Origin of the sequence: Thermoanaerobacter sp. A7A (assembly GCF_000445185.1) — a bacterium.
Classification (GTDB): Bacteria; Bacillota; Thermoanaerobacteria; order Thermoanaerobacterales; family Thermoanaerobacteraceae; genus Thermoanaerobacter.
The window spans coordinates 24,006-46,858 of record NZ_AVAF01000114.1; the positions used below are offsets into that span (position 1 = coordinate 24,006).

The 22,853-nt window shown below is 33.4% G+C and carries 25 protein-coding genes and 1 tRNA gene; all 26 read left to right on the top strand.

The annotated features are described in order from the left end of the window. The first annotated feature begins 10 nt into the window (after positions 1 to 10). The 26 genes from ftsA to M663_RS0108060 all read left to right on the top strand — a co-directional run bounded on the left by ftsA (position 11) and on the right by M663_RS0108060 (position 22,294). Positions 11 to 1,237, top strand: a complete 1,227-nt coding sequence (gene ftsA, locus M663_RS0107935; RefSeq protein WP_004402384.1) for a cell division protein FtsA — start codon at positions 11 to 13, stop codon at positions 1,235 to 1,237. Between the two features lie 15 nt (positions 1,238 to 1,252). Beyond that, complete coding sequence (gene ftsZ / locus M663_RS0107940) at positions 1,253 to 2,326, top strand: cell division protein FtsZ (RefSeq protein ID WP_004402383.1); 1,074 nt, start codon at positions 1,253 to 1,255, stop codon at positions 2,324 to 2,326. 174 nt (positions 2,327 to 2,500) lie between these two features. Continuing rightward, positions 2,501 to 3,331, top strand: a complete 831-nt coding sequence (gene spoIIGA / locus M663_RS0107945) for a sigma-E processing peptidase SpoIIGA (RefSeq protein ID WP_029688549.1) — start codon at positions 2,501 to 2,503, stop codon at positions 3,329 to 3,331. Further along, on the top strand, positions 3,331 to 4,071 hold the full coding sequence (sigE, locus tag M663_RS0107950) for an RNA polymerase sporulation sigma factor SigE (protein WP_244499176.1): 741 nt from the start codon (positions 3,331 to 3,333) through the stop codon (positions 4,069 to 4,071). The genes spoIIGA and sigE overlap by 1 nt, the downstream gene beginning before the upstream one ends. Positions 4,072 to 4,140: 69 nt before the next feature. After that, a complete protein-coding gene (gene sigG, locus M663_RS0107955) occupies positions 4,141 to 4,911 on the top strand; it encodes an RNA polymerase sporulation sigma factor SigG (RefSeq protein WP_029688551.1) in 771 nt (256 codons plus the stop codon). Positions 4,912 to 4,979: 68 nt separating this feature from the next. Next, positions 4,980 to 5,225 carry a YlmC/YmxH family sporulation protein gene (locus M663_RS0107960; RefSeq protein WP_003867938.1) on the top strand — a complete coding sequence of 82 codons (246 nt, stop codon included), beginning with the start codon at positions 4,980 to 4,982 and terminating at the stop codon, positions 5,223 to 5,225. A gap of 67 nt (positions 5,226 to 5,292) precedes the next feature. Further along, positions 5,293 to 5,769: a transcriptional regulator NrdR gene (nrdR, locus tag M663_RS0107965; RefSeq protein ID WP_004402378.1), complete on the top strand. Its 477-nt coding sequence runs from the start codon at positions 5,293 to 5,295 to the stop codon at positions 5,767 to 5,769. A 52-nt stretch (positions 5,770 to 5,821) separates the two neighbouring features. Further along, positions 5,822 to 6,526, top strand: coding sequence for a response regulator transcription factor (locus M663_RS0107970; RefSeq protein WP_004402377.1), 705 nt, complete (start codon positions 5,822 to 5,824; stop codon positions 6,524 to 6,526). After that, a complete protein-coding gene (locus tag M663_RS0107975; protein WP_029688552.1) occupies positions 6,526 to 7,896 on the top strand; it encodes an ATP-binding protein in 1,371 nt (456 codons plus the stop codon). The genes M663_RS0107970 and M663_RS0107975 overlap by 1 nt, the downstream gene beginning before the upstream one ends. 80 nt (positions 7,897 to 7,976) lie before the next feature. Continuing rightward, positions 7,977 to 8,849, top strand: a complete 873-nt coding sequence (locus M663_RS0107980) for a phosphate ABC transporter substrate-binding protein (RefSeq protein WP_029688553.1) — start codon at positions 7,977 to 7,979, stop codon at positions 8,847 to 8,849. Between the two features lie 187 nt (positions 8,850 to 9,036). After that, complete coding sequence (gene pstC / locus M663_RS0107985) at positions 9,037 to 9,936, top strand: phosphate ABC transporter permease subunit PstC (RefSeq protein WP_029688554.1); 900 nt, start codon at positions 9,037 to 9,039, stop codon at positions 9,934 to 9,936. Continuing rightward, a complete protein-coding gene (pstA, locus tag M663_RS0107990; protein WP_006570260.1) occupies positions 9,933 to 10,820 on the top strand; it encodes a phosphate ABC transporter permease PstA in 888 nt (295 codons plus the stop codon). The genes pstC and pstA overlap by 4 nt, the downstream gene beginning before the upstream one ends. A gap of 41 nt (positions 10,821 to 10,861) precedes the next feature. After that, positions 10,862 to 11,611, top strand: coding sequence for a phosphate ABC transporter ATP-binding protein PstB (gene pstB, locus M663_RS0107995; RefSeq protein WP_003871115.1), 750 nt, complete (start codon positions 10,862 to 10,864; stop codon positions 11,609 to 11,611). 13 nt (positions 11,612 to 11,624) lie between these two features. After that, positions 11,625 to 12,278 carry a phosphate signaling complex protein PhoU gene (gene phoU, locus M663_RS0108000; RefSeq protein WP_003871114.1) on the top strand — a complete coding sequence of 218 codons (654 nt, stop codon included), beginning with the start codon at positions 11,625 to 11,627 and terminating at the stop codon, positions 12,276 to 12,278. 101 nt (positions 12,279 to 12,379) lie between these two features. After that, positions 12,380 to 13,084, top strand: a complete 705-nt coding sequence (locus tag M663_RS0108005; protein ID WP_006570263.1) for a DUF1614 domain-containing protein — start codon at positions 12,380 to 12,382, stop codon at positions 13,082 to 13,084. Continuing rightward, on the top strand, positions 13,062 to 14,207 hold the full coding sequence (gene spoIIP / locus M663_RS0108010) for a stage II sporulation protein P (protein WP_029688555.1): 1,146 nt from the start codon (positions 13,062 to 13,064) through the stop codon (positions 14,205 to 14,207). Before M663_RS0108005 ends, spoIIP begins: the two co-directional genes overlap by 23 nt. After that, positions 14,204 to 15,109 carry a YIEGIA family protein gene (locus M663_RS0108015; protein WP_004401355.1) on the top strand — a complete coding sequence of 302 codons (906 nt, stop codon included), beginning with the start codon at positions 14,204 to 14,206 and terminating at the stop codon, positions 15,107 to 15,109. The genes spoIIP and M663_RS0108015 overlap by 4 nt, the downstream gene beginning before the upstream one ends. Positions 15,110 to 15,118: 9 nt before the next feature. Then, positions 15,119 to 15,322, top strand: coding sequence for a hypothetical protein (locus M663_RS0108020; protein WP_003871110.1), 204 nt, complete (start codon positions 15,119 to 15,121; stop codon positions 15,320 to 15,322). A gap of 9 nt (positions 15,323 to 15,331) precedes the next feature. Next, positions 15,332 to 15,763 carry a DUF3189 family protein gene (locus tag M663_RS0108025; protein ID WP_003871109.1) on the top strand — a complete coding sequence of 144 codons (432 nt, stop codon included), beginning with the start codon at positions 15,332 to 15,334 and terminating at the stop codon, positions 15,761 to 15,763. Positions 15,764 to 15,775: 12 nt separating this feature from the next. Further along, a complete protein-coding gene (locus M663_RS0108030; protein ID WP_003867953.1) occupies positions 15,776 to 16,240 on the top strand; it encodes a DUF3189 family protein in 465 nt (154 codons plus the stop codon). Positions 16,241 to 16,298: 58 nt separating this feature from the next. Continuing rightward, positions 16,299 to 17,615 carry a DUF512 domain-containing protein gene (locus tag M663_RS0108035; protein WP_029688556.1) on the top strand — a complete coding sequence of 439 codons (1,317 nt, stop codon included), beginning with the start codon at positions 16,299 to 16,301 and terminating at the stop codon, positions 17,613 to 17,615. A gap of 5 nt (positions 17,616 to 17,620) precedes the next feature. After that, a complete protein-coding gene (gene der / locus M663_RS0108040; RefSeq protein ID WP_029688557.1) occupies positions 17,621 to 18,940 on the top strand; it encodes a ribosome biogenesis GTPase Der in 1,320 nt (439 codons plus the stop codon). Between the two features lie 19 nt (positions 18,941 to 18,959). Then, positions 18,960 to 19,556 carry a glycerol-3-phosphate 1-O-acyltransferase PlsY gene (gene plsY / locus M663_RS0108045; RefSeq protein WP_009052531.1) on the top strand — a complete coding sequence of 199 codons (597 nt, stop codon included), beginning with the start codon at positions 18,960 to 18,962 and terminating at the stop codon, positions 19,554 to 19,556. A 15-nt stretch (positions 19,557 to 19,571) separates the two neighbouring features. Further along, positions 19,572 to 20,564, top strand: coding sequence for an NAD(P)H-dependent glycerol-3-phosphate dehydrogenase (locus tag M663_RS0108050; RefSeq protein ID WP_004401364.1), 993 nt, complete (start codon positions 19,572 to 19,574; stop codon positions 20,562 to 20,564). 121 nt (positions 20,565 to 20,685) lie between these two features. Further along, on the top strand, positions 20,686 to 22,164 hold the full coding sequence (spoIVA, locus tag M663_RS0108055; RefSeq protein WP_006570266.1) for a stage IV sporulation protein A: 1,479 nt from the start codon (positions 20,686 to 20,688) through the stop codon (positions 22,162 to 22,164). Between the two features lie 54 nt (positions 22,165 to 22,218). Beyond that, positions 22,219 to 22,294 (top strand) — tRNA-Pro (locus tag M663_RS0108060). Positions 22,295 to 22,853 lie beyond the last annotated feature (559 nt).

Below are 22,853 nucleotides of genomic sequence, written 5' to 3' on the forward strand. Positions count from 1 at the left end.
GGATTTGATAATGGGTGATTTAATAGTTGGTTTAGACATTGGCACATCTAAAGTATGTACAATTATTGGAGAAGGGGATAAAAATGGAGAACTGCATATTGTTGGGATTGGCTATTATCCGTGTTATGGGGTTAAAAAAGGGGTTATTGTAGATATAGATGAAACTGCCTATTCTATAAAAAAGTCTGTGGAGCAAGCGGAAAGAATGGCCAACCAAAAAATATCCTCTGTGTATTTGAAAATATATGGAGGGTTGACGACTATATATAAAAACAATGGAGTAGTAGCAGTATCGAGAGAAGATAGAGAAATAACAAAACAAGATGTGGATAGAGTTTTACAAGCTGCTAAAATCATTGCTATTCCTTCTGATAAAGAAATTATCGATGTTATACCATTAGAATATATTGTGGATGGGTATGGGGAAATAAAAGACCCTGTTGGAATGGCGGGTATAAGGTTAGAGGTAAATGCCGCTATAGTAACAGGTAGTGTTACCGCTATTCAAAATATGGAAAAGTGCGTTAAAAAAGCAGGGTTAGAGGTAGAAGGAATAATTGTAGGCCCTTTAGCTACGGGCGAAGCAGTACTTTTAAAAGATGAAAAAGAGTTGGGGGTTGCATTAATTGATGTGGGTGCAGGAGTGACTGATATTTCTGTTTTTAAGTATGGCAGCCTTATTTATTCATCTATGATAGCAGTCGGTGGATGGCATATCACAAACGATTTATCTATAGGGTTAAAGATTTCTTTTGAAGAAGCCGAAAATATAAAGAAGAAATATGGAACTTTAGAAAAATTATCCCCTGAAAAGCTGGAACCAATTAAAATTGCTAGTTTAGCAGGTAAAAGCAAATCAGCTACAGATGTAAATGAAATATCTGATATAATAGAAGCGAGGGTTTCTGAACTTTTAATGCTTGTGTATGAGAGATTGGAAGAAGCAAAAGTTCTGGAAGACATTGTTACAAATGTAGTCATAACAGGTGGAGGCATTTCCTTTTTAAAGGGAAATATAGAGTTGGCACAAAAAATTTTTAATAGAAACATTCGCATTGGTTCTCCGCAAAATATCGGAGTAGCAACTCCTATTTACTCGGCAGGGGTAGGAGTGGTAAAATATGTATATAACAATAAGAGGTTTATGCATAATGTCCAACCGACTGATAAAAAAGAGAAAAAGAGTTCTAAATTAGTTGATAAACTCAAAGAAATATTTAGCGATTTTTGGGCGTAAAGAGGAGGGTTTTTTGTGATAGGTATAGAAACTGATATGGAACAATTTGCTGCTATTAAAGTAATAGGAGTTGGTGGTGGAGGCGGAAATGCTGTAAATCGAATGATTGATGCTGGCCTTCGCGGTGTTGAGTTTATTGCAATTAATACAGACAAGCAGGCTCTTTATTTATCGAAAGCTGAAATAAAAATACAAATTGGTGAAAAATTAACAAAAGGGTTAGGAGCAGGAGCAAACCCTGAAATTGGGAAAAAAGCTGCTGAAGAATCTAGAGAAGAAATAGAACGAGTTATAAAAGGTGCTGATATGATATTTATCACTTCTGGCATGGGAGGAGGCACAGGAACAGGAGCGGCTCCTGTTGTGGCGGAAATAGCAAAAGAATTAGGAATTTTGACTGTAGGAGTAGTTACCAAGCCTTTTACCTTTGAAGGGAGAAAAAGGATGGCCCATGCAGAAATGGGCATTGAAGAACTTAAAAAACATGTAGATGCTCTTATTACTATTCCTAATGATAGATTATTGCAAGTTGTTGAAAAAAAGACTTCAATGATTGATGCTTTTAAATTAGCAGATGATGTTTTAAGACAGGGTGTTCAAGGTATATCCGACCTTATCGCAGTCCCTGGACTTGTAAATGTGGATTTTGCTGATGTTAAAACTATTATGACAAATACAGGACTTGCACATATGGGAATAGGTATAGCTTCTGGGGAAAATAAAGCGACTGAGGCAGCGAAACAAGCAATCCATAGTCCATTATTAGAGACTTCAATTGAAGGCTCAAGAGGAATATTACTTAATATTGCAGGAGGTCCAAATTTAACCATATTTGAAGTTAATGAAGCGGCTAATTTTATCTATGAAGCTGCAGACCCTGATGCAAATATTATATTTGGTGCAGTAATAGACGAGGCATTAGAGGACCAAATAAGGATTACTGTTATAGCTACAGGATTTGAAAGAAATGAAAAATCTAAGGATACAGCAAAGAAAAAAGACACTAGGGAGCCTGAAGTAAAATTAGAAAATGTTATAGAGAGTGATGATTTAGATATACCTACTTTTTTAAGAAGAGGGAGACGATAAATCTGCAAAGGTTTCTTTGCAGATTTTTTTATGCAAAAATTCTACAAAAACAACCTTATTTTTATACCAAAATATTACAATAAATTTGAGATTTTTATTTTATAATATGAATAAAATAAGCAAATGGGAATATACATTGTATAAGGATTAAAAGTGTCCCCGGGGATGGTATGAATGTATTTAGACGTAATTTTTTTCGAAAATTTAATTATTAACTATCTTATTTTATCCCTTACACGAAAATTTTCTAAAAAGGGCAGCAAACCTATTAAGCTTTTTTTAGGTGCATTATTGGGAGCGTGTTATGTCCTAATATTTTTTTTGTTACCTTATAAGATGATTCACGAAGTTTTCGCAAAAATTATTTTATCTCTCTTAATAATATATATGGCATTTACTCCAAAAACATTAAAAGAATTTTTGAGAATTTTAGCAGTTTTTTATCTAATTTCTTTTGCGATAGGTGGGACAATTTTTGCAGTTTTGTATACGGCAAAATTTAATTTACACAGTTTATGGATTGGAATATTGATAGCTATTTTACTTTTCTATACTAATTGGGATTATATAGTGAGAAAATCAAAAGAGGAAAAAATGTTATACAGCCTAAAAATAGAAATTTTTCAAAAACAAATAGAGATAAAAGGATTGTTAGATACTGGAAATAGATTATACGACCCTTTAACTAAATCGCCTGTTGTGGTAGTAGAGTTTTTGGCTATGAAAAATATACTTCCTGATAATATGGAAATTTTATTAAATGAAGAGAAGATAGATTTTAGCAAAATTTTTGAAGTTTTGAAAGAGGAAAGATGGTTATCAAGGATAAGGTTAATACCCTTTATATCAGTAGGACAGTCTAAAGGAATAATGTTAGGATTTAAGCCAGATAAATTAGTGGTAGGTGAAAAAGAGATAAGGAATGTAATAGTAGGAGTATACAAAAGCCAAATAGATAAATATGGTAATTATGCGGCGTTGTTAGCACCAGAAATTTTAGTATAATGGGGGTGTTGGAAGTGCAACTAAAAACAAAAGTAAAAATAGAAATGCTATTGTTGTGGAAAAAAATCCTTGATTTTTTAGATTTATCTGAAGGCATATTTTATATTGGAGGAAGTGAAGCATTACCTCCACCTCTTTCTGTAGAAGAAGAAATATATTTAATTTCAAAAATGGAAAAAGGAGATAATGAAGCAAAAACGGTACTTATTGAAAGAAATTTAAGATTGGTAGTATATATAGCAAAAAAATTTGAAAACACAGGAGTAGGAATCGAAGATTTAATATCTATTGGCACGATTGGACTTATAAAAGCTATTAATACTTTCAATCCTAAGAAAAAAATAAAATTAGCTACTTATGCTTCTCGATGCATTGAGAATGAGATATTAATGTATTTAAGAAGGAATAGCAAAACTAAATTAGAGGTTTCTTTTGATGAACCTTTAAATGTAGATTGGGATGGAAATGAACTTTTGCTTTCAGATATTTTAGGCACTGATAACGAAACAGTTTATAAATATATCGAAGATGAAGTAGAAAAGGAATTATTGACTTCTGCATTAAAGAAATTACCAGATAGAGAAAAAAAGATAATAGGACTTAGATTTGGATTAGAGGGTGGAGTAGAAAAGACTCAAAAAGAAGTGGCAGATATGTTGGGAATTTCACAGTCCTATATTTCTCGCTTAGAAAAAAAGATTTTAAAAAGATTAAAAAAAGAATTGAATAGACTAGTTTAAGCTTTTCTGTATATTTTTTTATCCTGCCGGCAATACTGTTAATAAGCTAAACATGTGGGGGCAGGATTTATGAATAACAAAGTTGAAATTTGCGGTGTCAATACCTCTAAGTTACCTGTTTTAAAACCTTCTAAGCAAAAAGAACTATTGATACGGATGAAAAATGGAGACAAAAAAGCAAGAGAAGAATTTATAAATGGCAATTTGCGATTGGTACTAAGTGTTATTCAAAGATTTAATAATCGCGGGGAATACGTAGATGATTTGTTTCAAGTAGGATGTATAGGGCTTATAAAAGCTATTGACAATTTTGACTTAGATCAAAATGTAAAATTTTCTACTTACGCTGTTCCAATGATAATTGGAGAAATAAGAAGATACTTAAGAGATAACACTCCTATAAGGGTGAGCCGCTCTTTAAGAGATATAGCCTATAAAGCATTACAGGTAAGAGACAAATTAGTATCGGAAAATTCCAAAGAGCCGACAGTAGGCGAGATAGCTAAAGAGCTTGACCTTACACGTGAAGAAGTAGTAATGGCTCTTGATGCTATTCAAGAACCGGTTTCTTTGTTTGAACCTATATATCATGATGGTGGAGATGCAATTTATGTGATGGATCAAGTAAGCGATGACAAGAATATGGATGAAGTGTGGCTAGAGAAAATTGCATTAAAAGAAGCAATACAAAAACTAAGCGAAAGGGAAAAAATGATATTGACGATGAGATTTTTTGAAGGGAAAACCCAGATGGAGGTAGCAAAAGAGATAGGAATATCTCAAGCACAAGTTTCAAGATTAGAAAAAGCGGCTTTAAATCACATGAGGAAATACATCTAGCTTATCAGGAATGATAAGCTAGATTTTTTCATATAATTTTATGAAAAGGACAAAAGGGGGAAATGAGGATGATTAAAGCTTCAGAGTTAAGAGATAAAGATGTTATAGATATAAATACAGGAGAAAAATTAGGGAATATAATTGACATTGAAGTAAACCTTGAAGAAGGAAGAGTAGAGGGAATTGTTATACCGAAAGAAACAAGTTTTTTTAGGTTTTTTAATAAAGATATAGAAATATACTTGCCGTGGGAATCTATAAAAAAGATTGGAACGGATGTAATATTAGTAGATTTTAAAGATAGAGAAGCTTAAGTTTGACTAATGAAAACAAGTTTATTATAATTTTATTAAACAATTAAGAATTGTTGGAGGTAATAAGATGAAATGCCCTTATTGTGGGTATCCAGATTCAAAAGTTATTGATTCTCGACCTACAGATGATAACACTTCTATAAGGAGAAGAAGGGAATGTTTAAAATGTGGGAAGAGATTTACTACTTATGAGAAAGTAGAACAATTGCCTATACTTGTAATAAAAAAAGACAATCGCCGAGAAGTCTATGACAGAGATAAAATATTAAAAGGCATGATAAAAGCTTGCGAAAAAAGGCCCGTGCCTATAAAGGTCTTAGAAGAAATTACAGATGAAATTGACAAAAGAATAATAAATTCAATGGAAAGGGAAATAACCTCCGCCGAAATCGGAGAAATGGTAATGGAAAAACTTAAAAATGTAGATGAAGTAGCTTATGTCAGATTTGCTTCTGTTTATAGGCAGTTTAAAGACATAAATACTTTTATGGATGAACTTAAGAAACTTCTTAAAGAGAATGAGACAAAAAAAGAAAAGACATAATTTTATTTTTTGTTTCAAATGTGTACAAGCCATATTATCTGGAGGTGTCAAAATGGCCTATACGGTTTTGGTTATAGAAGATGAAATTCATATATTGGAACTTTTAAGATACAACTTGGAAGCAGCAGGATACAAAGTTATTACTTCGGAAAATGGAAAAGAAGGCTTGGATAAAGCACTTGAAGGAAAACCCGATTTGGTTATATTAGATTTGATGTTGCCAGATGTGGATGGACTGGAAATATGTAAAATTTTAAAAAAGAATGATGAAACGAAAAATATACCGATAATAATGTTAACAGCAAAAAGCGAAGAATTTGATAAAGTATTGGGATTGGAGTTGGGAGCCGATGATTATATAACAAAGCCTTTCAGCGTAAGAGAATTGTTAGCTCGAATTAAAGCCGTTCTTCGGCGAACCCAGCAACCAGAAGAAGAAAAAGAAGAAATAATAAAATTTGGTGATATAGTTATAGATACTGGAAAGCATTTGGTTTATAAAAAAGGGAAAGTCTTAGAATTGACTTTAAAAGAGTTTGAGCTTTTAAAACTTTTGTCTCAAAATATGGGCAAAGTATTAACTAGAGACTATCTTTTAGACAAAGTATGGGGATATGAATATGCTGGAGAAACTCGAACTGTTGATGTCCATATCAGGCATTTAAGAAAAAAGATAGAAGACGATGATAAATCTCCTGTGTATATTGAAACTGTAAGAGGAATTGGATATAAGCTAAAAGATAAAGGTGAAGTGTGATGCTAAAGAAATCCTATTATAAATTGTTTTTTATAAACCTACTTGGAATTTTAATAGTTGCCATATTTTTTTTAGGTTATGTTCCAACGACCAAATTTATTTTTGCTATTTTATTAGGAATTTTAGTAACAGGTTTTTTAAGTTATAGATTTATACAAAATATAGTAGAACCAATAAAAGAAATAACTGAAATTACAAAGGATATTGCAAATGGTATATACAGTCATGAACTTGAAAGCAATTCTATTGATGAAATAAAAGAACTTTCTCTTGCAGTAAATTCTATGTCTTATAAATTAAAAGAAACGATAGAGGAATTAAATGACAGAAATGCAAAATTAGAAGCCATTTTAAAAAGTATAGTAAATGGGGTTATCGCTTTTGATGATAATGAGAAAATATTACTTATAAATGATGCTGCGAGGAAAATTCTAAATATAAAAGAGAAAGATTTAATTGGAAGACATATCTTAGAAGTTGTAAGAAATAGTAAATTACATGACCTTTTTGAAGATGTTAAGAAAAATAAAAATTCCCCTTCCAGAAGTTTAGAACTAAATGTTTTCAACAAGCACCTCAAAGTGTATACCAGTCCAATTCTTCATCCAATTTCCCATCAAAATTTGGGTTTTGTGTTAATAATAGATGATATTACAGAAATGAGAAGATTGGAAAAAATAAGAAGCGAATTTGTTGCAAATGTGTCCCATGAGCTAAGAACTCCTTTGACTTCTATTAGAGGCTTTATTGAAACTTTAAGAAATGGTGCTATTGAGAATCCTGAAGCAAGGGATAAATTTTTAGATATAATTGATTTTGAGTCTGAAAGACTTACAAGACTTATAAACGATATACTCACTCTTTCTGAAATAGAAAATGTTAAAGAAGGTTATCCGACAGAAGAAATAGAATTAGATAATGAGATAGAGGATATATTATATATAATGGACAAGGTCGCGAGAAATAAAAATATAACGTTAAAAAAAGATTTAAATTGTACTGATTTGGTGATAAATACTAATAAAGATAGATTTCATCAGATGATGATCAATTTAATAGATAACGGTATAAAATACACTCAAGAGGGAGGATTTGTAAAAGTATCTACCAGAGAAGAGGGGGATAAAATAATTATTGAAGTAGAAGACAACGGCATTGGTATTTCAAAAGAAAATATTCCTCGGCTTTTTGAAAGATTTTATCGAGTTGACAAAAGTCGCTCAAGAAAATTAGGTGGTACAGGATTGGGACTTGCTATAGTTAAACATATCGTGGAATCTATGAAAGGGGAAATTTTTGTAGAAAGTGAAGTGGGGAGAGGTACAAAATTTATTATAAAATTCAACAAAGCTGATTTAACAAAGACTTAACAATATCTTAATATTGACTTTACAATAGACTGTTACAATGTAGTTGTACAAAAAATTTAAGGAATTTTGGAGGTGCTTTAATGTTAAATAGTCGATTTGCGAAAGTTGCTATTGTAGTACTGTTAATTGCAAGTTTTTTTACTTTTGCTGCGTGTGGCTCAAAACAACCTCAAAGTGCAGATTCTGGTAACCTGTCAGGTAATATAACAGTTGCTGGTTCTACAGCGTTACAGCCATTGGCTGAACAAGCAGCTAAAATGTTTATGGAAAAATATCCTAATGTAGCGATAACAGTGCAAGGCGGTGGTAGTGGTACAGGATTGACACAAGTAGTTCAAGGGGCAATTGATATTGGAAATTCTGATATTTTTGCTGAAGAAAAATTAGATGCCAACACAGCCAAATCTTTAGTAGATCATAAAGTTGCGATTGTAGGTTTTGCTGTAGTTGTTAATAAAGATGTTACAGTTGATAATTTAACTCAACAACAATTAATAGACATTTTTACAGGGAAAATAACAAATTGGAAAGATGTTGGCGGGTCAGATATGAAAATAGTTATTATTAATAGACCTGCAAGTTCAGGGACTCGGGCTACATTCAAAAAAGTGGTATTAAAGGGACAAGAAGAAGCTCAAGGTTTTGCTTTGACAGAGGATTCATCAGGTGCAGTTAAAAAAGCAGTTGCTGACACAAAAGGAGCTATAAGTTATCTTGCTTTATCCTACGTGGATGATACTGTTAAAGCTCTAAAATATGAGGGAGTAGAACCAACGGCCCAAAACATAATAGATGGCAAGTATCCTATTTGGTCATACGAGCATATGTACACAAAAGGAGAACCTACTGGTGCAGTTAAAGCTTTCTTAGATTTCATGATGTCAGATGAAGTACAAAAAGAACTTGTTCCTAAGGTGGGATTTATACCTGTTAGTGAGATGAAAACAAAATAGAAAATAATTAAAAAAGGAGCTGACATGAATGTCAGTTCCTTTTTTAATATATATAGAGATATAGATATCGATTTAACATAGATTTAACACATATTTAACATAAATTTAATGAATTTTTTTTTTAGAGTTGATACTATAAAAGAAGTGCCATTATTGTCATTATAATTTCTTAAATGGGGGAAAGCACATGACAGTTGATAAAAATTATGAAAGAAAGCGGAAATTGGTTAATTCGTTTGGAAAGGCTATCGTTTTCATCTCTGCTTTATTGTTAATAATTATTACTGTTTCACTATTTTTATTTGTGACATCTAAAGGCCTTTCTACTTTCATAAAAGATGGCATCTCGATAAAAGAGTTTTTGTTTTCTACCACTTGGAATCCGGATAGAGAGGTACCTGCTGTCGGGTCTTTGCAATTTATAATAGGGTCTATTCTTGTTTCTGCTTTTGCAATTATGATAAGTGCACCTCTGGGAGTCTCCTCTGCAATTTTTATGGTAGAGATTGAAAAAAAATTAGGACAAAAAATATTGCAACCAGCTATTGAGATTTTTGTTGGTATTCCCTCTGTCGTATACGGATGGGTTGGCCTTACTGTATTAGTTCCTTTTATAAGTAAACATTTTGGAGGATTGGGCTTTAGTTTATTGGCAGGTATATTAGTCCTTACCATTATGACGCTTCCAACAATTACTAGTGTTAGTACTGATGCTATAAGGTCATTACCTGTGGAAATAAGAGAAGCCAGTTATGCTCTTGGGGCGACAAGATGGCAGACAATACGACATGTTGTCATTCCTGCTGCGAAATCGGGAATTTTAACAGCAATTATTTTGGGTTTGGCAAGGGCTTTTGGAGAAGCTTTGGCAGTTCAAATGGTTATAGGTAATCGTCCAGTTATTCCCAAATCTTTTTTAGAGCCTATGAGTACTATAACCTCTATTATTACAATGGACATGGCAAATACAGCAATGGGTTCTGTGTGGAATGATGCACTTTGGTCTTTAGCATTACTGCTTCTCATAATATCTTTTACTTTTATCATTATTATCAAATTAGTTGGCAGGAGGGGAATGTATAAATGAAATCCAAGCTGTATGACAAAATAGCGACTATATATTTCTATGCTGTTGCTGTGTTTTTAATCTTGTTTTTGGTTTCATTAATAAGTTATATATTATATCAAGGGAGAACTAAACTCAATATAGATTTTTTAACTTCCCCTCCAAAATTTATGGAAGCAGGAGGAGGCATAGGGCCACAGCTTTTTAATTCGTTAGAATTATTAATAATAACTTTGATAATTTCTGTTCCTATAGGCTTAGGTGCAGGAATCTATATGGCAGAGTATGCAAAGCCAGGTCTATTAACAGAACTTATAAGATTGTCAGTAGAAACTTTATCTTCAATGCCTTCTATTGTAGTAGGTCTTTTTGGACTTTTAGTGTTTGTAACTATGACTGGATGGGGTTATTCCCTCATTGCAGGAGCTCTTGCTCTTACGGTGTTAAATCTTCCTGTAATGACAAGAGTAAGTGAAGATTCAATTAGAAGTGTGCCTAATAGTTTGCGAGAGGCAAGTTACGCTTTAGGTTCCACAAAATGGCAAACAATTGTAAAAGTTGTAGTGCCTGCTGCAATGCCTGGAATTATAACCGGGATAATTTTAACTGCTGGAAGAATTTTTGGAGAAGCTGCTGCTTTATTGTATACTGCAGGTATGAGCAGCCCTGCCTTGAATTTTTCAAACTTAAATCCTTCAAGTCCTACCTCGCCTTTAAATATCTTTAGACCTGCAGAGACTTTAGCTGTTTATATTTGGAAGGTAAATAGTGAGGGGTTAGCACCTGATGCAAGACAGATTGCAGACGGTGCAGCAGCAGTTTTATTGCTAATGGTATTGATTTTCAACATCCTTGCTAGATGGTTAGGAAGTACATTATATAAAAGAATGACAGGCGAAAAATAAAATGGTATAATATAGCTAATAGGAAGGGGAATGACTGACAAATGAAAAAAATAGAGGTCAGAGAGTTGGACTTATTTTATGGTGAGGTCCAGGCCCTTAAAAAAATAAATTTGGATGTAGAAGCAAATAGCGTTTTGGCACTTATAGGTCCGTCTGGTTGTGGGAAATCTACCTTTATTCGTACTTTAAACAGGATGAACGATCTTATAGAAGGGGTCAAAATAAATGGAACAGTTTTGCTAGATGGACAAGACTTATACAAAGAGGTAGATGTTATTGAACTTAGAAAAAAAGTAGGAATGGTTTTCCAAAAACCAAATCCTTTTCCTATGACTGTTTACGACAATGTAGCATATGGACCTAGAATCCATGGTATAAAAGACAAAAAAAAGTTAAATGAAATTGTTGAAAAAAGTTTAAAAGCTGCAGCTTTATGGGATGAAGTAAAAGATAGGCTTCATAAGTCGGCTCTTAGTTTATCTGGAGGTCAACAACAAAGGCTTTGCATTGCTAGGACATTGGCAGTAGAGCCAGAAGTAATTTTGATGGATGAGCCTACATCTGCGTTAGACCCTATTTCTACTATGAAAATAGAGGAATTAATTGAGGAACTTAAAAATAAATATACAATAATAATAGTAACTCACAATATGCAACAGGCAGGAAGAGTGTCTGATTATACTGCGTTTTTCCTAAATGGTGAATTAATTGAAAGTGGACCAACAGATCAAGTATTTTATAATCCTAAAGATAAAAGAACAGAAGATTACATTACTGGTAGATTCGGTTAAAGGAGGTGACACAGTGAATCGCACCCATTTTGAAAAAGAATTAGAGGAACTCCATTATGACGTATTGAAAATGGGTAGCCTTGTAGAAGAGGCCATAGCAAATGCCATTGCTTCTTTAGTAAACCATGATACAGAATTAGCTCAGAAAGTTATAGATGACGATGACAGGATAGACAAAATAGAAGTAGAAATTGATAATAAGTGTGCAAAAATCATGGTCACACAGCAGCCGATTGCAAGGGATTTGAGAATAGTTTTGACGGGCCTTAAAATTGTTACAGATTTAGAAAGAATGGCAGATCATGCAGTAGATATAGCAAAGACTACGTTGCGGATTGCTCATCAAAAGTATATAAAACCTTTAATCGATATTCCTAGAATGGCAGAAATTGTAAGAGAAATGGTCAAAATGTCTTTGGATTCCTACGTACGACAAGATTTAGAGCTGGCAAGAGCTATTGGCGAAAAAGACGATATAGTAGATGCTCTTTACAAACAGATTTTTAGAGAACTTTTGACATATATGATGGAAGACCCTAGAAACATTGACCAGGCAACTCAATTTTTGTTTGTTGCTCGTTATCTTGAGAGAATTGCTGACCATGCAACTAATATATGTGAATGGGTAATCTACCTAGATACCGGTGAACATATAGATTTAAATTGAAATGCAAAAAGCGCTCACTCGAAGAAGTGAGCGCTTTTTGCATATTTTTTTTGCATTGTGTAAAACATATTTTTAAGAAAAAAAGTTAAGGAGTGATTTTGATGCCATTAAGTTATATTTTGCTTTCTATTACAGGATTGGTCGTTTTGTTCGGATTTGCCCATAGAGTATTAGATAGGATGAAAATGACAGATACTTGGGCTTTTTTAGTGATAATTGGGATGATTATAGGGACTTTGATACCTAATATTCCTATAACCAAAACTGTGTCTATAAACATAGGTGGAGCTGCTATTCCTATAGCAGTATGTGTGTATCTTTTTTTGAGAGCAGAAAGTACCAGAGAAAGAGTAAATGCAGTTGTAGTATCAATTGTTACAGGAATAGCTGTTTTTATTGCAGGGCGAATACTTCCTGCAGAACCTGAAGCCATGATTATTGAGCCTAAGTATATTTATGGTATTGTTGGAGGTTTAATCGCGTATCTTTTTTCACGTTCGAGAAGAAGTGCTTTTATTGCAGGAGTGATGGGAATAATGCTGGCAAATGTGATGCAGGCAGTTTCAAACTACTTGACAGGGACAGGAGGAGCAGTACCCATAGGAGGAGCTGGATTTTTCGATTCGGTAGTTATATCTATGATAATTGCCGTGTTTTTGTCTGAAATAATTGGGGAAACAAGAGAAAAAATACAAGGAGGTACTTCTAAAAAGCATCTTGAACCCAGGGAGGGTATGGCTAGCAGCCTGATAGATACTAACAAAAAAGAAGAGGGTGATAAAAATGAACAAAAAGAAGATGAATAAAGTTACAATATTAATCTTATTGATTATTGTGTTTTTATCTTTTGCTTTTAGCAGTTATGCAGAGAAGCAGGCTGAATTACAACCTGATTATTACACAGTGTATGATGCAAAGACAAATAAAGTGCTTTTCAGGACTGCAATGGAGGTTTATAAAGGGGATAGATATTTATCAGGGGATAATAAATTGTATGAAGTGTTCAAAGTGGATAAAAATGAAAATATAGCTTATGCAAAGTATTTGCGAACAGAAAAACTTCCAGATGTTAACATAGAAGAAATTTCACAAGCAATGGCAGTAGCAGAAAATACTGGTGAAAAGAGAGTGGCGATATATTCTACCCACAGTGATGAATCATATCTTCCTTCAGATGGCGCTGCAAGTATCAATGGACATGGCGGGATATATAAAGTAGATGCCGCCTTACAAAAAGCTTTAGAGGCAAAAGGAGTCACAGTCAAAGTGGACAGGACTTTGTATATACCGCATGATGCTATGGCATACAGCCGGTCAAGAACTGGAGCAGTCAAACTTTTAAAGGATTTTAAACCGGACTTACTTTTGGATGTCCATAGAGATGCAGTCCCTTTCAAAGAATATATACGAAAAATTGCAGGGAAGAATGCTACAGGCGTAAGAATTGTCTTAGGACGGAACAACCCTAATTTAAAAGCAAATCAGCAATTAGCCTATAGGATAAAAGCTATTGCGGATAAGACATATCCAAACATGATCAAGGATGTATTTTTTGGACAAGGAGATTTCAATCAAGATTTGACTCCAAACTCTTTGCTGTTAGAATTTGGCACTTATTCTCACACAAGAGAAAGAGCAGAAGTTTCAGCTTCTTTAATAGCAGACATATTGACAAAAGCTTTATATGGTTCCGATGAACAAAAACAAGTAGGTACAGTTACAAAAACTCAAAAGCCGTTGCCAGGACAAAATAAAGCTGCAGGTACCGGAATATGGGTTTTGATTGGAGTTGTTGTAGTATCAGCAGTAGCTTTCATGTTTTTGAGTACTGGTGGGAGAGAGATGTATCACAAGTTTTCTAAAGCTACGCGCAAAGAATTTGCAAGTTATTTGGGTAAGTTTAGGAGAAAAAAAGGAGATGAGCCATGAGCATAAATCATGAATTGTATATCAATATTGTGGTTTGTGGAATTGCTTTGGGGACACTTGCCCGCTTTATATATTTAAGAGTGGACTATAGGCAGTATCCTACTTATCCTCAAGGTTATATGACTCATTTAACCTTAGGGGTAATTTCAGCTGCTTTAGGAGCTTTTTCTGTGCCTGCATTAATTGAAAAACAGTACACTGCTGTCACCTTTTTAGCTTTGGCAGCACAACAATTTAAAGAAGTAAGAGAAATAGAGAGAGCCAGTTTAGAAAAAATGGAAGCAACAGAATTAGTTCCAAGAGGAGCAGCTTATATAGAAAATATAGCTAAAATTTTTGAAGCAAGAAACTATATTGCTATGGCAGTAGCTACTCTTACTTCTTTGGCAGTTTATCTTTCTAAAAGTGTTATAATAGGGACAATTGTGGGAGGACTAGCAATTTATTTGTCTCGTTATGTAATGAAAATTGCTTATATTAGAGATATTGCCGAAGTTCTTCCTTCAAAGATTGTTTTTAAAGGACCTTTATTGTGCGTTGAGGATGTGGTTTTAGCAGATATAGGTCTAAAAGAAGGAAGAGAAATAATAGAGAAATTTGGAATGGCTGTTATAATACGTCCGAAAGGATTGGATAGTTTAATTTCCATAAACAATTTGGGAATAAGACAGGCTATTCTCCATGAAGCTGCTAATCAATTGGGATTAAAAATGAATATTGATACTCCCGAATTAGCTCCTCTTACTATGAACAACAATGAAAATGGAGATATTATTGTAGTTATGGTAGCGATGAAGCCTGATATTGATGCTTTTGTGGAAATTATAAAGAATGTGCCAGCAATTGAAACTGTAAGAAAGTATCCTTCAAAGTCAAGGGGCGCGAGAAAAGCTGTTAATTGAGGTGATAGAATGGAAGTACATGTAACAGGATATATAATAGCAATAGTAGCTTTAAGAAAAGCAAAAGATAATGTCTTAAGTGGTACTGCACCCATCATTTATGTAGAAAATGAAGAAGAGCAGCAAAAGATTTCTATGTATTTGAGCAGAATTTTTAAGGCAGCCGTTCACGATCTTGAAAATGGAGTATTTATTTTAGTTAAACAATATTAGGTGGTATCTATGAAAGTAGTGTATTATAGTTATTATGGGTGCTATTCTTCTCCTATATGTGCATATCTTCATTTAAATGATAAATCCAAAATTGAAAAAGAGGAATTTTTTAAAATCCCTTTTTTGTTTCAAGTTGATTATGGACAAATGAGATTTATTGGGAAAGATAATAATCAAAATGAAGTGTTCATAATAGGAATGAAAAATTTTAGTGAAAATATCAAGAAAACTTTGTGTGATTTGATGGAAGTTTTTAAAATAAAAGAAGATATAATTTTTATAGATACTTCCCACTATGATGTAATTTTTTTTAAAGTGCTGATGAATCTAAGAGGTAAGAAAATACTAACACAAACTATAGACAATTTTTTGTATAATTACTATTTGATGAGACACAAGAATATAAAAAGATTTGTAGAGAGATATAAAAAAATACTATGAGGTGGTAGGTTTGTGATTATTGTATATATGTGTTATGGAAGTGCTCACTCTTCTGTTGTAGCTGCTTCTATACACATAGGACTTTTACCTATTGACAGAGTGCCTACTTATGAAGAAATTGTTTCTCTTCCTCATTATGATAAAACTTCCAACGATGAAATTGGCACTCTTTTTTATATGGGTAAGGATGAATTTGGAAACTATGTGTACATTGTCGGTGCGAGAAATGGGCGAGAAATAGTGACAAAAGCTATTTACAGTTTTTTGTCTTTATATGGAATTTCTGAAAAAGATATATTAGTCGTAGATGCACTTCCTACCATAGGACTTACTACAAAGATTGGAGGTATTACGTCAAGGCGTTTAGGAATTATCTTTTTAGGTAGGCCTATAACGGTATATGGCATATTGAAAAAATACAACAATTTCGTAAAATTAGTAACAGATATTAAAACAAAGTTGCAAATAAGGTCTTGACGTATTGATAGGATTAATTCATAATTGAAAAGAGAGGAGTTAATTTAGGAGGAAAAATATGCATAAAATAAATATAAAAGATGTAATAAAAGGAAGTATAGCATGGGATTTAGATATACAAAAAGGAGACAAACTCATTACATTAAACGGAAAAGAAATAATTGATATAATAGATTATCGATATGAAGTGTCAAATGAGTTTATACAATTAGAAATTGAAAAGGCTACAGGAGAAAGATATATTTTTGAAGTGGAAAAAGACTATGATGAGGATTTAGGGTTAGTCTTTGAAGAAGAAATAATTGACAGGCCAAAACATTGTAGAAATAAGTGTATTTTTTGCTTTATTGACCAGTTACCTAAAGGAGTCCGCAAATCTCTTTTATTTAAGGATGACGATTATAGGTTTTCCTTTTTACAAGGTAATTTTATTACTATGACTAATATGAGTGAAGAGGAAATTGCCAGGGTAATAAAATATAAGCTCTCTCCCTTATATGTTTCAATTCATGCCACTGATGATGATGTAAGAGTAAAAATGATAAATAACCCGAATGCAAAAGGTATAATGGATAAATTAAAAAAACTTGTTGAGAACGGAATTGAGGTACATGGTCAAATCGTATTATGTCCAGAAATAAATGATGGTAAAATTCTTGACAGAACTATCAAGGATTTGTCAAGTCTATATCCTGGTGTAAAATCAATAGCAGTTGTTCCAGTAGGACTTACAGACCACAGAGAGAAACTTTATAAACTTAGAACTTTTACTAAAGAGGAAGCTAAAAATGTAGTCGAACAAGTATCTTCATGGCAAAAGAAATTAAAGAAAGAATTAGGTTCTTCTTTTGTTTTTTTGTCAGATGAGTTTTATGTGATGGCAGGTGTTACTATACCTTCTTATTATCATTACGAGGGATTTCCTCAAATAGAAAATGGCGTAGGACTTATGGCATTGTTTAAACATCAATTTCAAAGGAGTCTAAAAAGATTAAAAGTGAAGAAAGGGAAAAATATAAACACCACCCCTTACATTATTGTTACAGGAATAGCTGCCTATAATTTTATGGAAGAAGTAGCGAAAGAATTAAGAAAAACAGGGTTTAATGTAAAAGTGGAGAAGATACACAATGAGTTTTTTGGTCACAATATCACAGTAGCTGGACTTGTGGTGGGGAAAGATATAATAAACCAATTAAAAGGTAAAATAAATGGGGAAGTTTTAGTTATTCCCGATGTCATGTTAAAGGAAAGTTCAAATGTTTTTCTTGATGATACTACTGTTGAAGAAATAGAAAGAGAACTGGGGACAAAAGTTATAGTTTCTGAAGTCGATGGGAGAAAATTTTTACAAAGGATACAGAGTGGAAGGTGATAGATATGGCAGGAGCAATGGTAAGTATTGTAGGTAGACCAAACGTGGGTAAATCTACTCTTTTTAATAAAATTATGGGAAAAAGAATTTCTATTGTGGAAGACAAACCAGGAGTTACAAGGGATAGAATATACGGCAATGCAGAATGGCTGGACAAAAAATTTATATTAGTAGACACAGGAGGATTAGACCCAAATGCTGAAGATATCCTCTTTTCAAAAGTCCGTTTACAAGTGGAAGCAGCAATTGATGCTTCCGACGTAATACTATTTTTAGTTGATGCAAAAGAAGGTTTAATGCCAGAAGATGAAGAAATAGCAAACATTTTAAGAAGAGCAAAAAAAGAAGTTATTTTGGTTTGCAACAAGGTGGACAGTTTTAAAGAAATGCCTCCTACTTATTATGACTTTTTTAGCCTTGGTTTAGGCAATCCCATTCCAATTTCAGCGTCAAATGGGTTGGGCATCGGAGAACTTTTAGACGAAGTAGTAAAAAAATTGCCACAGGAAGAGTTAGAATACACTGAAGAGACAATTAAAATTGCTGTTATTGGCAAACCTAATGTGGGGAAATCCTCACTAGTTAACAAAATATTAGGGGAAGAAAGGGTAATAGTCAGTAACATACCTGGCACTACACGGGATGCAATAGATACTCCTTTTTCAAAAGATGGGAAGAACTATGTTCTTATTGATACAGCAGGGATACGTAGAAAAAGTAGAATTAGCGAATCTATAGAAAGGTACAGCGTATTAAGAGCTTTAGCTGCAATTGAAAGGTCTGATATATGCCTTTTGATGATAGATGCTACAGAAGGTCCAACAGAACAGGACACTAAAATAGCAGGATATGCGTTTGAAAATGGAAAAGGAATCATCATAGTTGTTAATAAATGGGATGCAATAAAAAAAGACAATAATACTGTTAATGAGTATACTAAGATGGTAAGAGAAAAACTATCTTTTATATCTTTTGCTCCTATACTATTTATTTCAGCAAAAACAGGGCAAAGAGTACACAGAGTTTTAGAGACTGTAGATAAAGTATGGGAGGAATATAATAAAAGAATTACTACTGGTCTTTTAAATAATGTGCTAAATGAAGCTATGCTTATGTTTCCGCCACCTGCTGATAAGGGCAAACCATTAAAAGTATATTATACTTCACAAGTAGGAATTAAGCCGCCTTCTTTTGTAGTATTTGTCAATGAACCTGAGCTGATGCATTTTTCCTATTTAAGATTTATTGAGAATACATTAAGACAAAATTTTGGCTTTGAAGGAGTACCTGTTGTGATTTCTACTAAAAAAAGAGGAGAAAATTAAAAGAGAAAGGGGGGGAAATATGTACGCTGTTTTAACGGCCATCATTGCTTATTTGATTGGTTGCATAAACAATGCATATATTTTTACAAAATACACGCGAAACATAGACATTCGCAATTATGGAAGTGGAAATGCGGGGGCTACTAATGTTTTGAGAGTATTAGGATATAAAGCTGCAGCTCCTGTTTTTGCATTGGATGTGTTAAAAGGAGTTATAGCCGTATTAATCGGTAAGTATTTAATGGGTAATACTGGTGCTATGATTGCAGGAATAGCAGTGGTATGCGGTCATAACTGGCCTGTGTTTTTAAAATTTAGAGGTGGAAAAGGAATTGCTACAAGCGTTGGAGTTGTAATGACTGTAAGTCCTCTTTTAGGGCTCATAGCCTTAGCAATTGGGGTTACAGTAATTGTTTTGACAAAATACGTATCTTTAGGGTCCATAACAGGGTCGGTTACTTTTGTGCTTTTAAATGCAATCTTTTGGAATTCAACACAAATATTCATATTTTCGCTTATTCTGGCATCTTTAGCAATTTTCCAACACCGTTCTAATATAAAACGTTTGCTGGCGGGAACAGAATCTAAACTTGGACAAAAGACGGAAATAAAATGAGAAAGGAAAGTGGTCATGAAAATATCAGTATTAGGTGCGGGAAGTTGGGGAACAGCTATAGCGATACACTTAAACCGACTTGGGCATCAAATTACATTGTGGATGAGAGATAAAAATCAGTTTGAGGAAATTGTGTCTACTCGTCACAATAAAAAATATCTTGATGTTGATATTCCTCAAGAAATTTCCATTACTACTGATTTAAAAGAGGCAGTAACTAACTCTGAAATAGTAGTAATCGCAGTACCTTCTCATGCTGTGAGAGAGATATCGGAAAAATTAAAAGAGGTAGTTGATAAAAACTTTATTGTGGTAAATCTTGCAAAGGGAATAGAGACTTCCACTTTAAAAAGAATGTCTGAAGTCATAAAAGAATATCTTTCAAATGATGTAGTTGTTTTGTCAGGTCCTAGTCATGCTGAGGAAGTAGTCAGGCAAATTCCTACAGCCTGTGTTTTAGCCTCTTTGAATGTTAAAGCCTGTGAAATAGTGCAAGATGCCTTTATGGATGAAAACTTTAGGTTGTATATAAACAAGGACGTTGTGGGAGTGGAATTAGGAGGATCATTAAAGAATATTATAGCCTTGGGAGCTGGAATTTCAGACGGGCTTGGATTTGGCGATAATACCAAAGCTGCTCTTATGACAAGAGGTCTTGCGGAAATTACTCGTTTGGGTGTCGCGTTAGGTTCTGATCCGTTGACGTTTTTAGGTTTGGCAGGTGTAGGAGACCTCATTGTCACTTGTACCAGCATGCTTTCACGAAATAGAAGAGCAGGGATACTTATAGGTAAAGGTAAAAGTTTAGAAGAAGCATTAAAAGAGATAGGAATGGTAGTAGAAGGAGTTAATACTACAAAATCCGCCTACAGACTTTCTCAAATTCATAAAATAGAAATGCCAATAACTAAAGAAATTTATTCCATACTTTTTGAGGGTAAAAATCCCTATGAGGCTGTTTATAGCCTTATGACAAGAGATAAAAAACATGAATTGCACGGTATTTGATCTCCGGTTTTCCGGAGATTTTATTATATTTCAATATTTTTTACATATAAATGTACTGTTAAAGCATATATATATGAGTGAGAAGAAAAGGATATGGGGATATAAAAAGGAGGGAAATGGGTTGGAAAACTACGATATCTATAAAAATATTGCAGAAAGAACACAAGGGGATATCTACATAGGAGTAGTAGGCCCAGTGAGAACAGGTAAATCGACTTTTATTAAGCGATTTATGGACATATTAGTACTGCCATACATAGAAAATCTTCCCCAAAAAGAGAGAATAAAAGATGAATTGCCACAAAGTGCAGCAGGCAAAACCATAATGACTACTGAGCCTAAATTTGTTCCTGAAAAAGCGGTAGAGATAACAATTAATGAAAACACGAGGTTTAAAGTGAGATTAGTAGATTGTGTAGGATATATGGTCAAAGGTGCACTGGGATACATGGAAGGGGATAAGCCCCGTATGGTGTCTACTCCTTGGTATGATTATGAAATACCTTTTGAGGAAGCGGCAGAAATAGGAACAAAAAAAGTCATAAATGACCATTCTACAATAGGATTAGTGATGACCACTGATGGAAGCATAACCGACATACCGCGAGAAAATTATGTAGCAGCAGAAGAAAGGGTAGTAAAAGAATTAAAAGAATTGAATAAACCTTTTATAATAGTGCTAAATACAACTGATCCTCAAAGTCCCGAAACAATTAATTTAGCAAAAGAATTAGAGAAAAAATACGATGTACCTGTTGTTGTTTTAAATGTACTTAAAATGGAAATACCAGACATTCATGCAATTTTGGAAAAAGTCTTATTTGAATTTCCCATACGGGAGATTGCAATTGATTTGCCTAAATGGGTAGATGCTCTTGATAAAAGTCATTGGCTTAAGCAAAATATAATGGAAACAGTAAAAGAAAACATAAAAGATTTGTTTAGATTAAGAGATATACCTAAGTTAGTTGGTGGTCTTAAAGCAAATGAAAACTTTTCTGAGGTGTTTATAAAGAAGATAACTCCAGGTGAAGGCTGTGCAAATGTTGAAATAAAAACCCAGGAAGGCTTATTCTTTAAGATATTAAGTGATGAAAGCGGACTTGAAATTCAGGGTGATAAAGAATTAATGACAATGATGAGAGAATTGGCTTATGCAAAAAGACAGTATGATAGAGTTAAAGATGCTTTTTTACAAGCTGAAAAAACAGGTGTAGGAGTGGTACCTGCAAGCCTTGATGACATGAAGTTTGAAAAACCCGAAATAGTAAGGCAAGGTGGGAGATTTGCGGTAAGGCTTAGAGCTTCTGCTCCTTCATATCACATATTTAGAACTGATATTACGGCAGAAGTATCGCCAGTTGTAGGAACAGAAAAGCAAAGTGAAGATTTTGTAAAATATTTGACAGAACAGTTTGAGAGCGATCCAGAAAAAATTTGGGAATCTAACATTTTTGGCAAGACCTTGAGTGACCTTGTAAAAGAGGGAATGCAAAACAAGATTGGCACCATTCCCGAAAACTTAAGTCATAAACTGAGAGATACATTAGAAAGAGTTGTGAATGACAGTGGAGGCGGAATAATCTTTATAATCATTTAACTATTGATTTTTTATTTTATCTCGTTTATAATAAAAGCTGAACATAGTTTCTTTCTGGGTGTGGCGCAGCTGGTAGCGCGCCAGAATGGGGTTCTGGAGGCCGGGGGTTCAAGTCCCCCCACTCAGACCAGTGAAGATCAGTAACCGCAAGGCTTTGCGGTTTTCTTTTTTTTGGAAATACAATTAGAAATCGAAATTTGCAAACATTTTGCAAACATATTTTTTATTTTGTTTCTTTATCAAGAATTGGGGTGGGTATTTTCTGAATGCCTGCCCTTAGTTTTTAGATTGGAACGTAATACTATTATTAGCAATTTTATATATTAAATGCAAATAACTTTATTTTACTCTAATCTTATTTTAACCTCAATTCGACAAGTAGCAACTAGATTAAAAATTCAATTTCTATGAATGTAAAATATTGATACTTCATTATCAGATCTTCAACTATTGTATATTTGTTGGATAAAGATGTTCTTTTTGATTAACATAATTTATAAAACATCTAATCCATGCCTGATTTTTGGCTTTCATTTCATGCTCATAATCTTATTCTAAGCAAAAGTGAAATTTTACCCCAAAAATTTGGGCTTGGCTTAATGTAGCTATCTATAAGTTTTTTGACAGAAAAATATCAGAGGGATAATATTATGACAGGAAAATTTTTATTGTGTTTTTAAGTAAGCTGC

Bases quoted from the DNA above. Each gene is read 5' to 3' on its own strand.
- M663_RS0107970 (WP_004402377.1), top strand. From the start codon at position 5,822: ATGGCCTATACGGTTTTGGTTATAGAAGATGAAATTCATATATTGGAA.
- M663_RS0107975 (WP_029688552.1), top strand. From the start codon at position 6,526: ATGCTAAAGAAATCCTATTATAAATTGTTTTTTATAAACCTACTTGGA.
- pstC (WP_029688554.1), top strand. From the start codon at position 9,037: ATGACAGTTGATAAAAATTATGAAAGAAAGCGGAAATTGGTTAATTCG.
- spoIIP (WP_029688555.1), top strand. From the start codon at position 13,062: ATGAACAAAAAGAAGATGAATAAAGTTACAATATTAATCTTATTGATT.
- sigG (WP_029688551.1), top strand. From the start codon at position 4,141: ATGAATAACAAAGTTGAAATTTGCGGTGTCAATACCTCTAAGTTACCT.
- M663_RS0108025 (WP_003871109.1), top strand. From the start codon at position 15,332: ATGAAAGTAGTGTATTATAGTTATTATGGGTGCTATTCTTCTCCTATA.
- spoIIGA (WP_029688549.1), top strand. From the start codon at position 2,501: ATGTATTTAGACGTAATTTTTTTCGAAAATTTAATTATTAACTATCTT.
- plsY (WP_009052531.1), top strand. From the start codon at position 18,960: ATGTACGCTGTTTTAACGGCCATCATTGCTTATTTGATTGGTTGCATA.
- ftsA (WP_004402384.1), top strand. From the start codon at position 11: ATGGGTGATTTAATAGTTGGTTTAGACATTGGCACATCTAAAGTATGT.
- M663_RS0108035 (WP_029688556.1), top strand. From the start codon at position 16,299: ATGCATAAAATAAATATAAAAGATGTAATAAAAGGAAGTATAGCATGG.
- M663_RS0108050 (WP_004401364.1), top strand. From the start codon at position 19,572: ATGAAAATATCAGTATTAGGTGCGGGAAGTTGGGGAACAGCTATAGCG.
- der (WP_029688557.1), top strand. From the start codon at position 17,621: ATGGCAGGAGCAATGGTAAGTATTGTAGGTAGACCAAACGTGGGTAAA.
- sigE (WP_244499176.1), top strand. From the start codon at position 3,331: ATGGGGGTGTTGGAAGTGCAACTAAAAACAAAAGTAAAAATAGAAATG.
- pstB (WP_003871115.1), top strand. From the start codon at position 10,862: ATGAAAAAAATAGAGGTCAGAGAGTTGGACTTATTTTATGGTGAGGTC.
- pstA (WP_006570260.1), top strand. From the start codon at position 9,933: ATGAAATCCAAGCTGTATGACAAAATAGCGACTATATATTTCTATGCT.
- M663_RS0107980 (WP_029688553.1), top strand. From the start codon at position 7,977: ATGTTAAATAGTCGATTTGCGAAAGTTGCTATTGTAGTACTGTTAATT.
- M663_RS0107960 (WP_003867938.1), top strand. From the start codon at position 4,980: ATGATTAAAGCTTCAGAGTTAAGAGATAAAGATGTTATAGATATAAAT.
- M663_RS0108020 (WP_003871110.1), top strand. From the start codon at position 15,119: ATGGAAGTACATGTAACAGGATATATAATAGCAATAGTAGCTTTAAGA.
- nrdR (WP_004402378.1), top strand. From the start codon at position 5,293: ATGAAATGCCCTTATTGTGGGTATCCAGATTCAAAAGTTATTGATTCT.
- M663_RS0108005 (WP_006570263.1), top strand. From the start codon at position 12,380: ATGCCATTAAGTTATATTTTGCTTTCTATTACAGGATTGGTCGTTTTG.
- M663_RS0108015 (WP_004401355.1), top strand. From the start codon at position 14,204: ATGAGCATAAATCATGAATTGTATATCAATATTGTGGTTTGTGGAATT.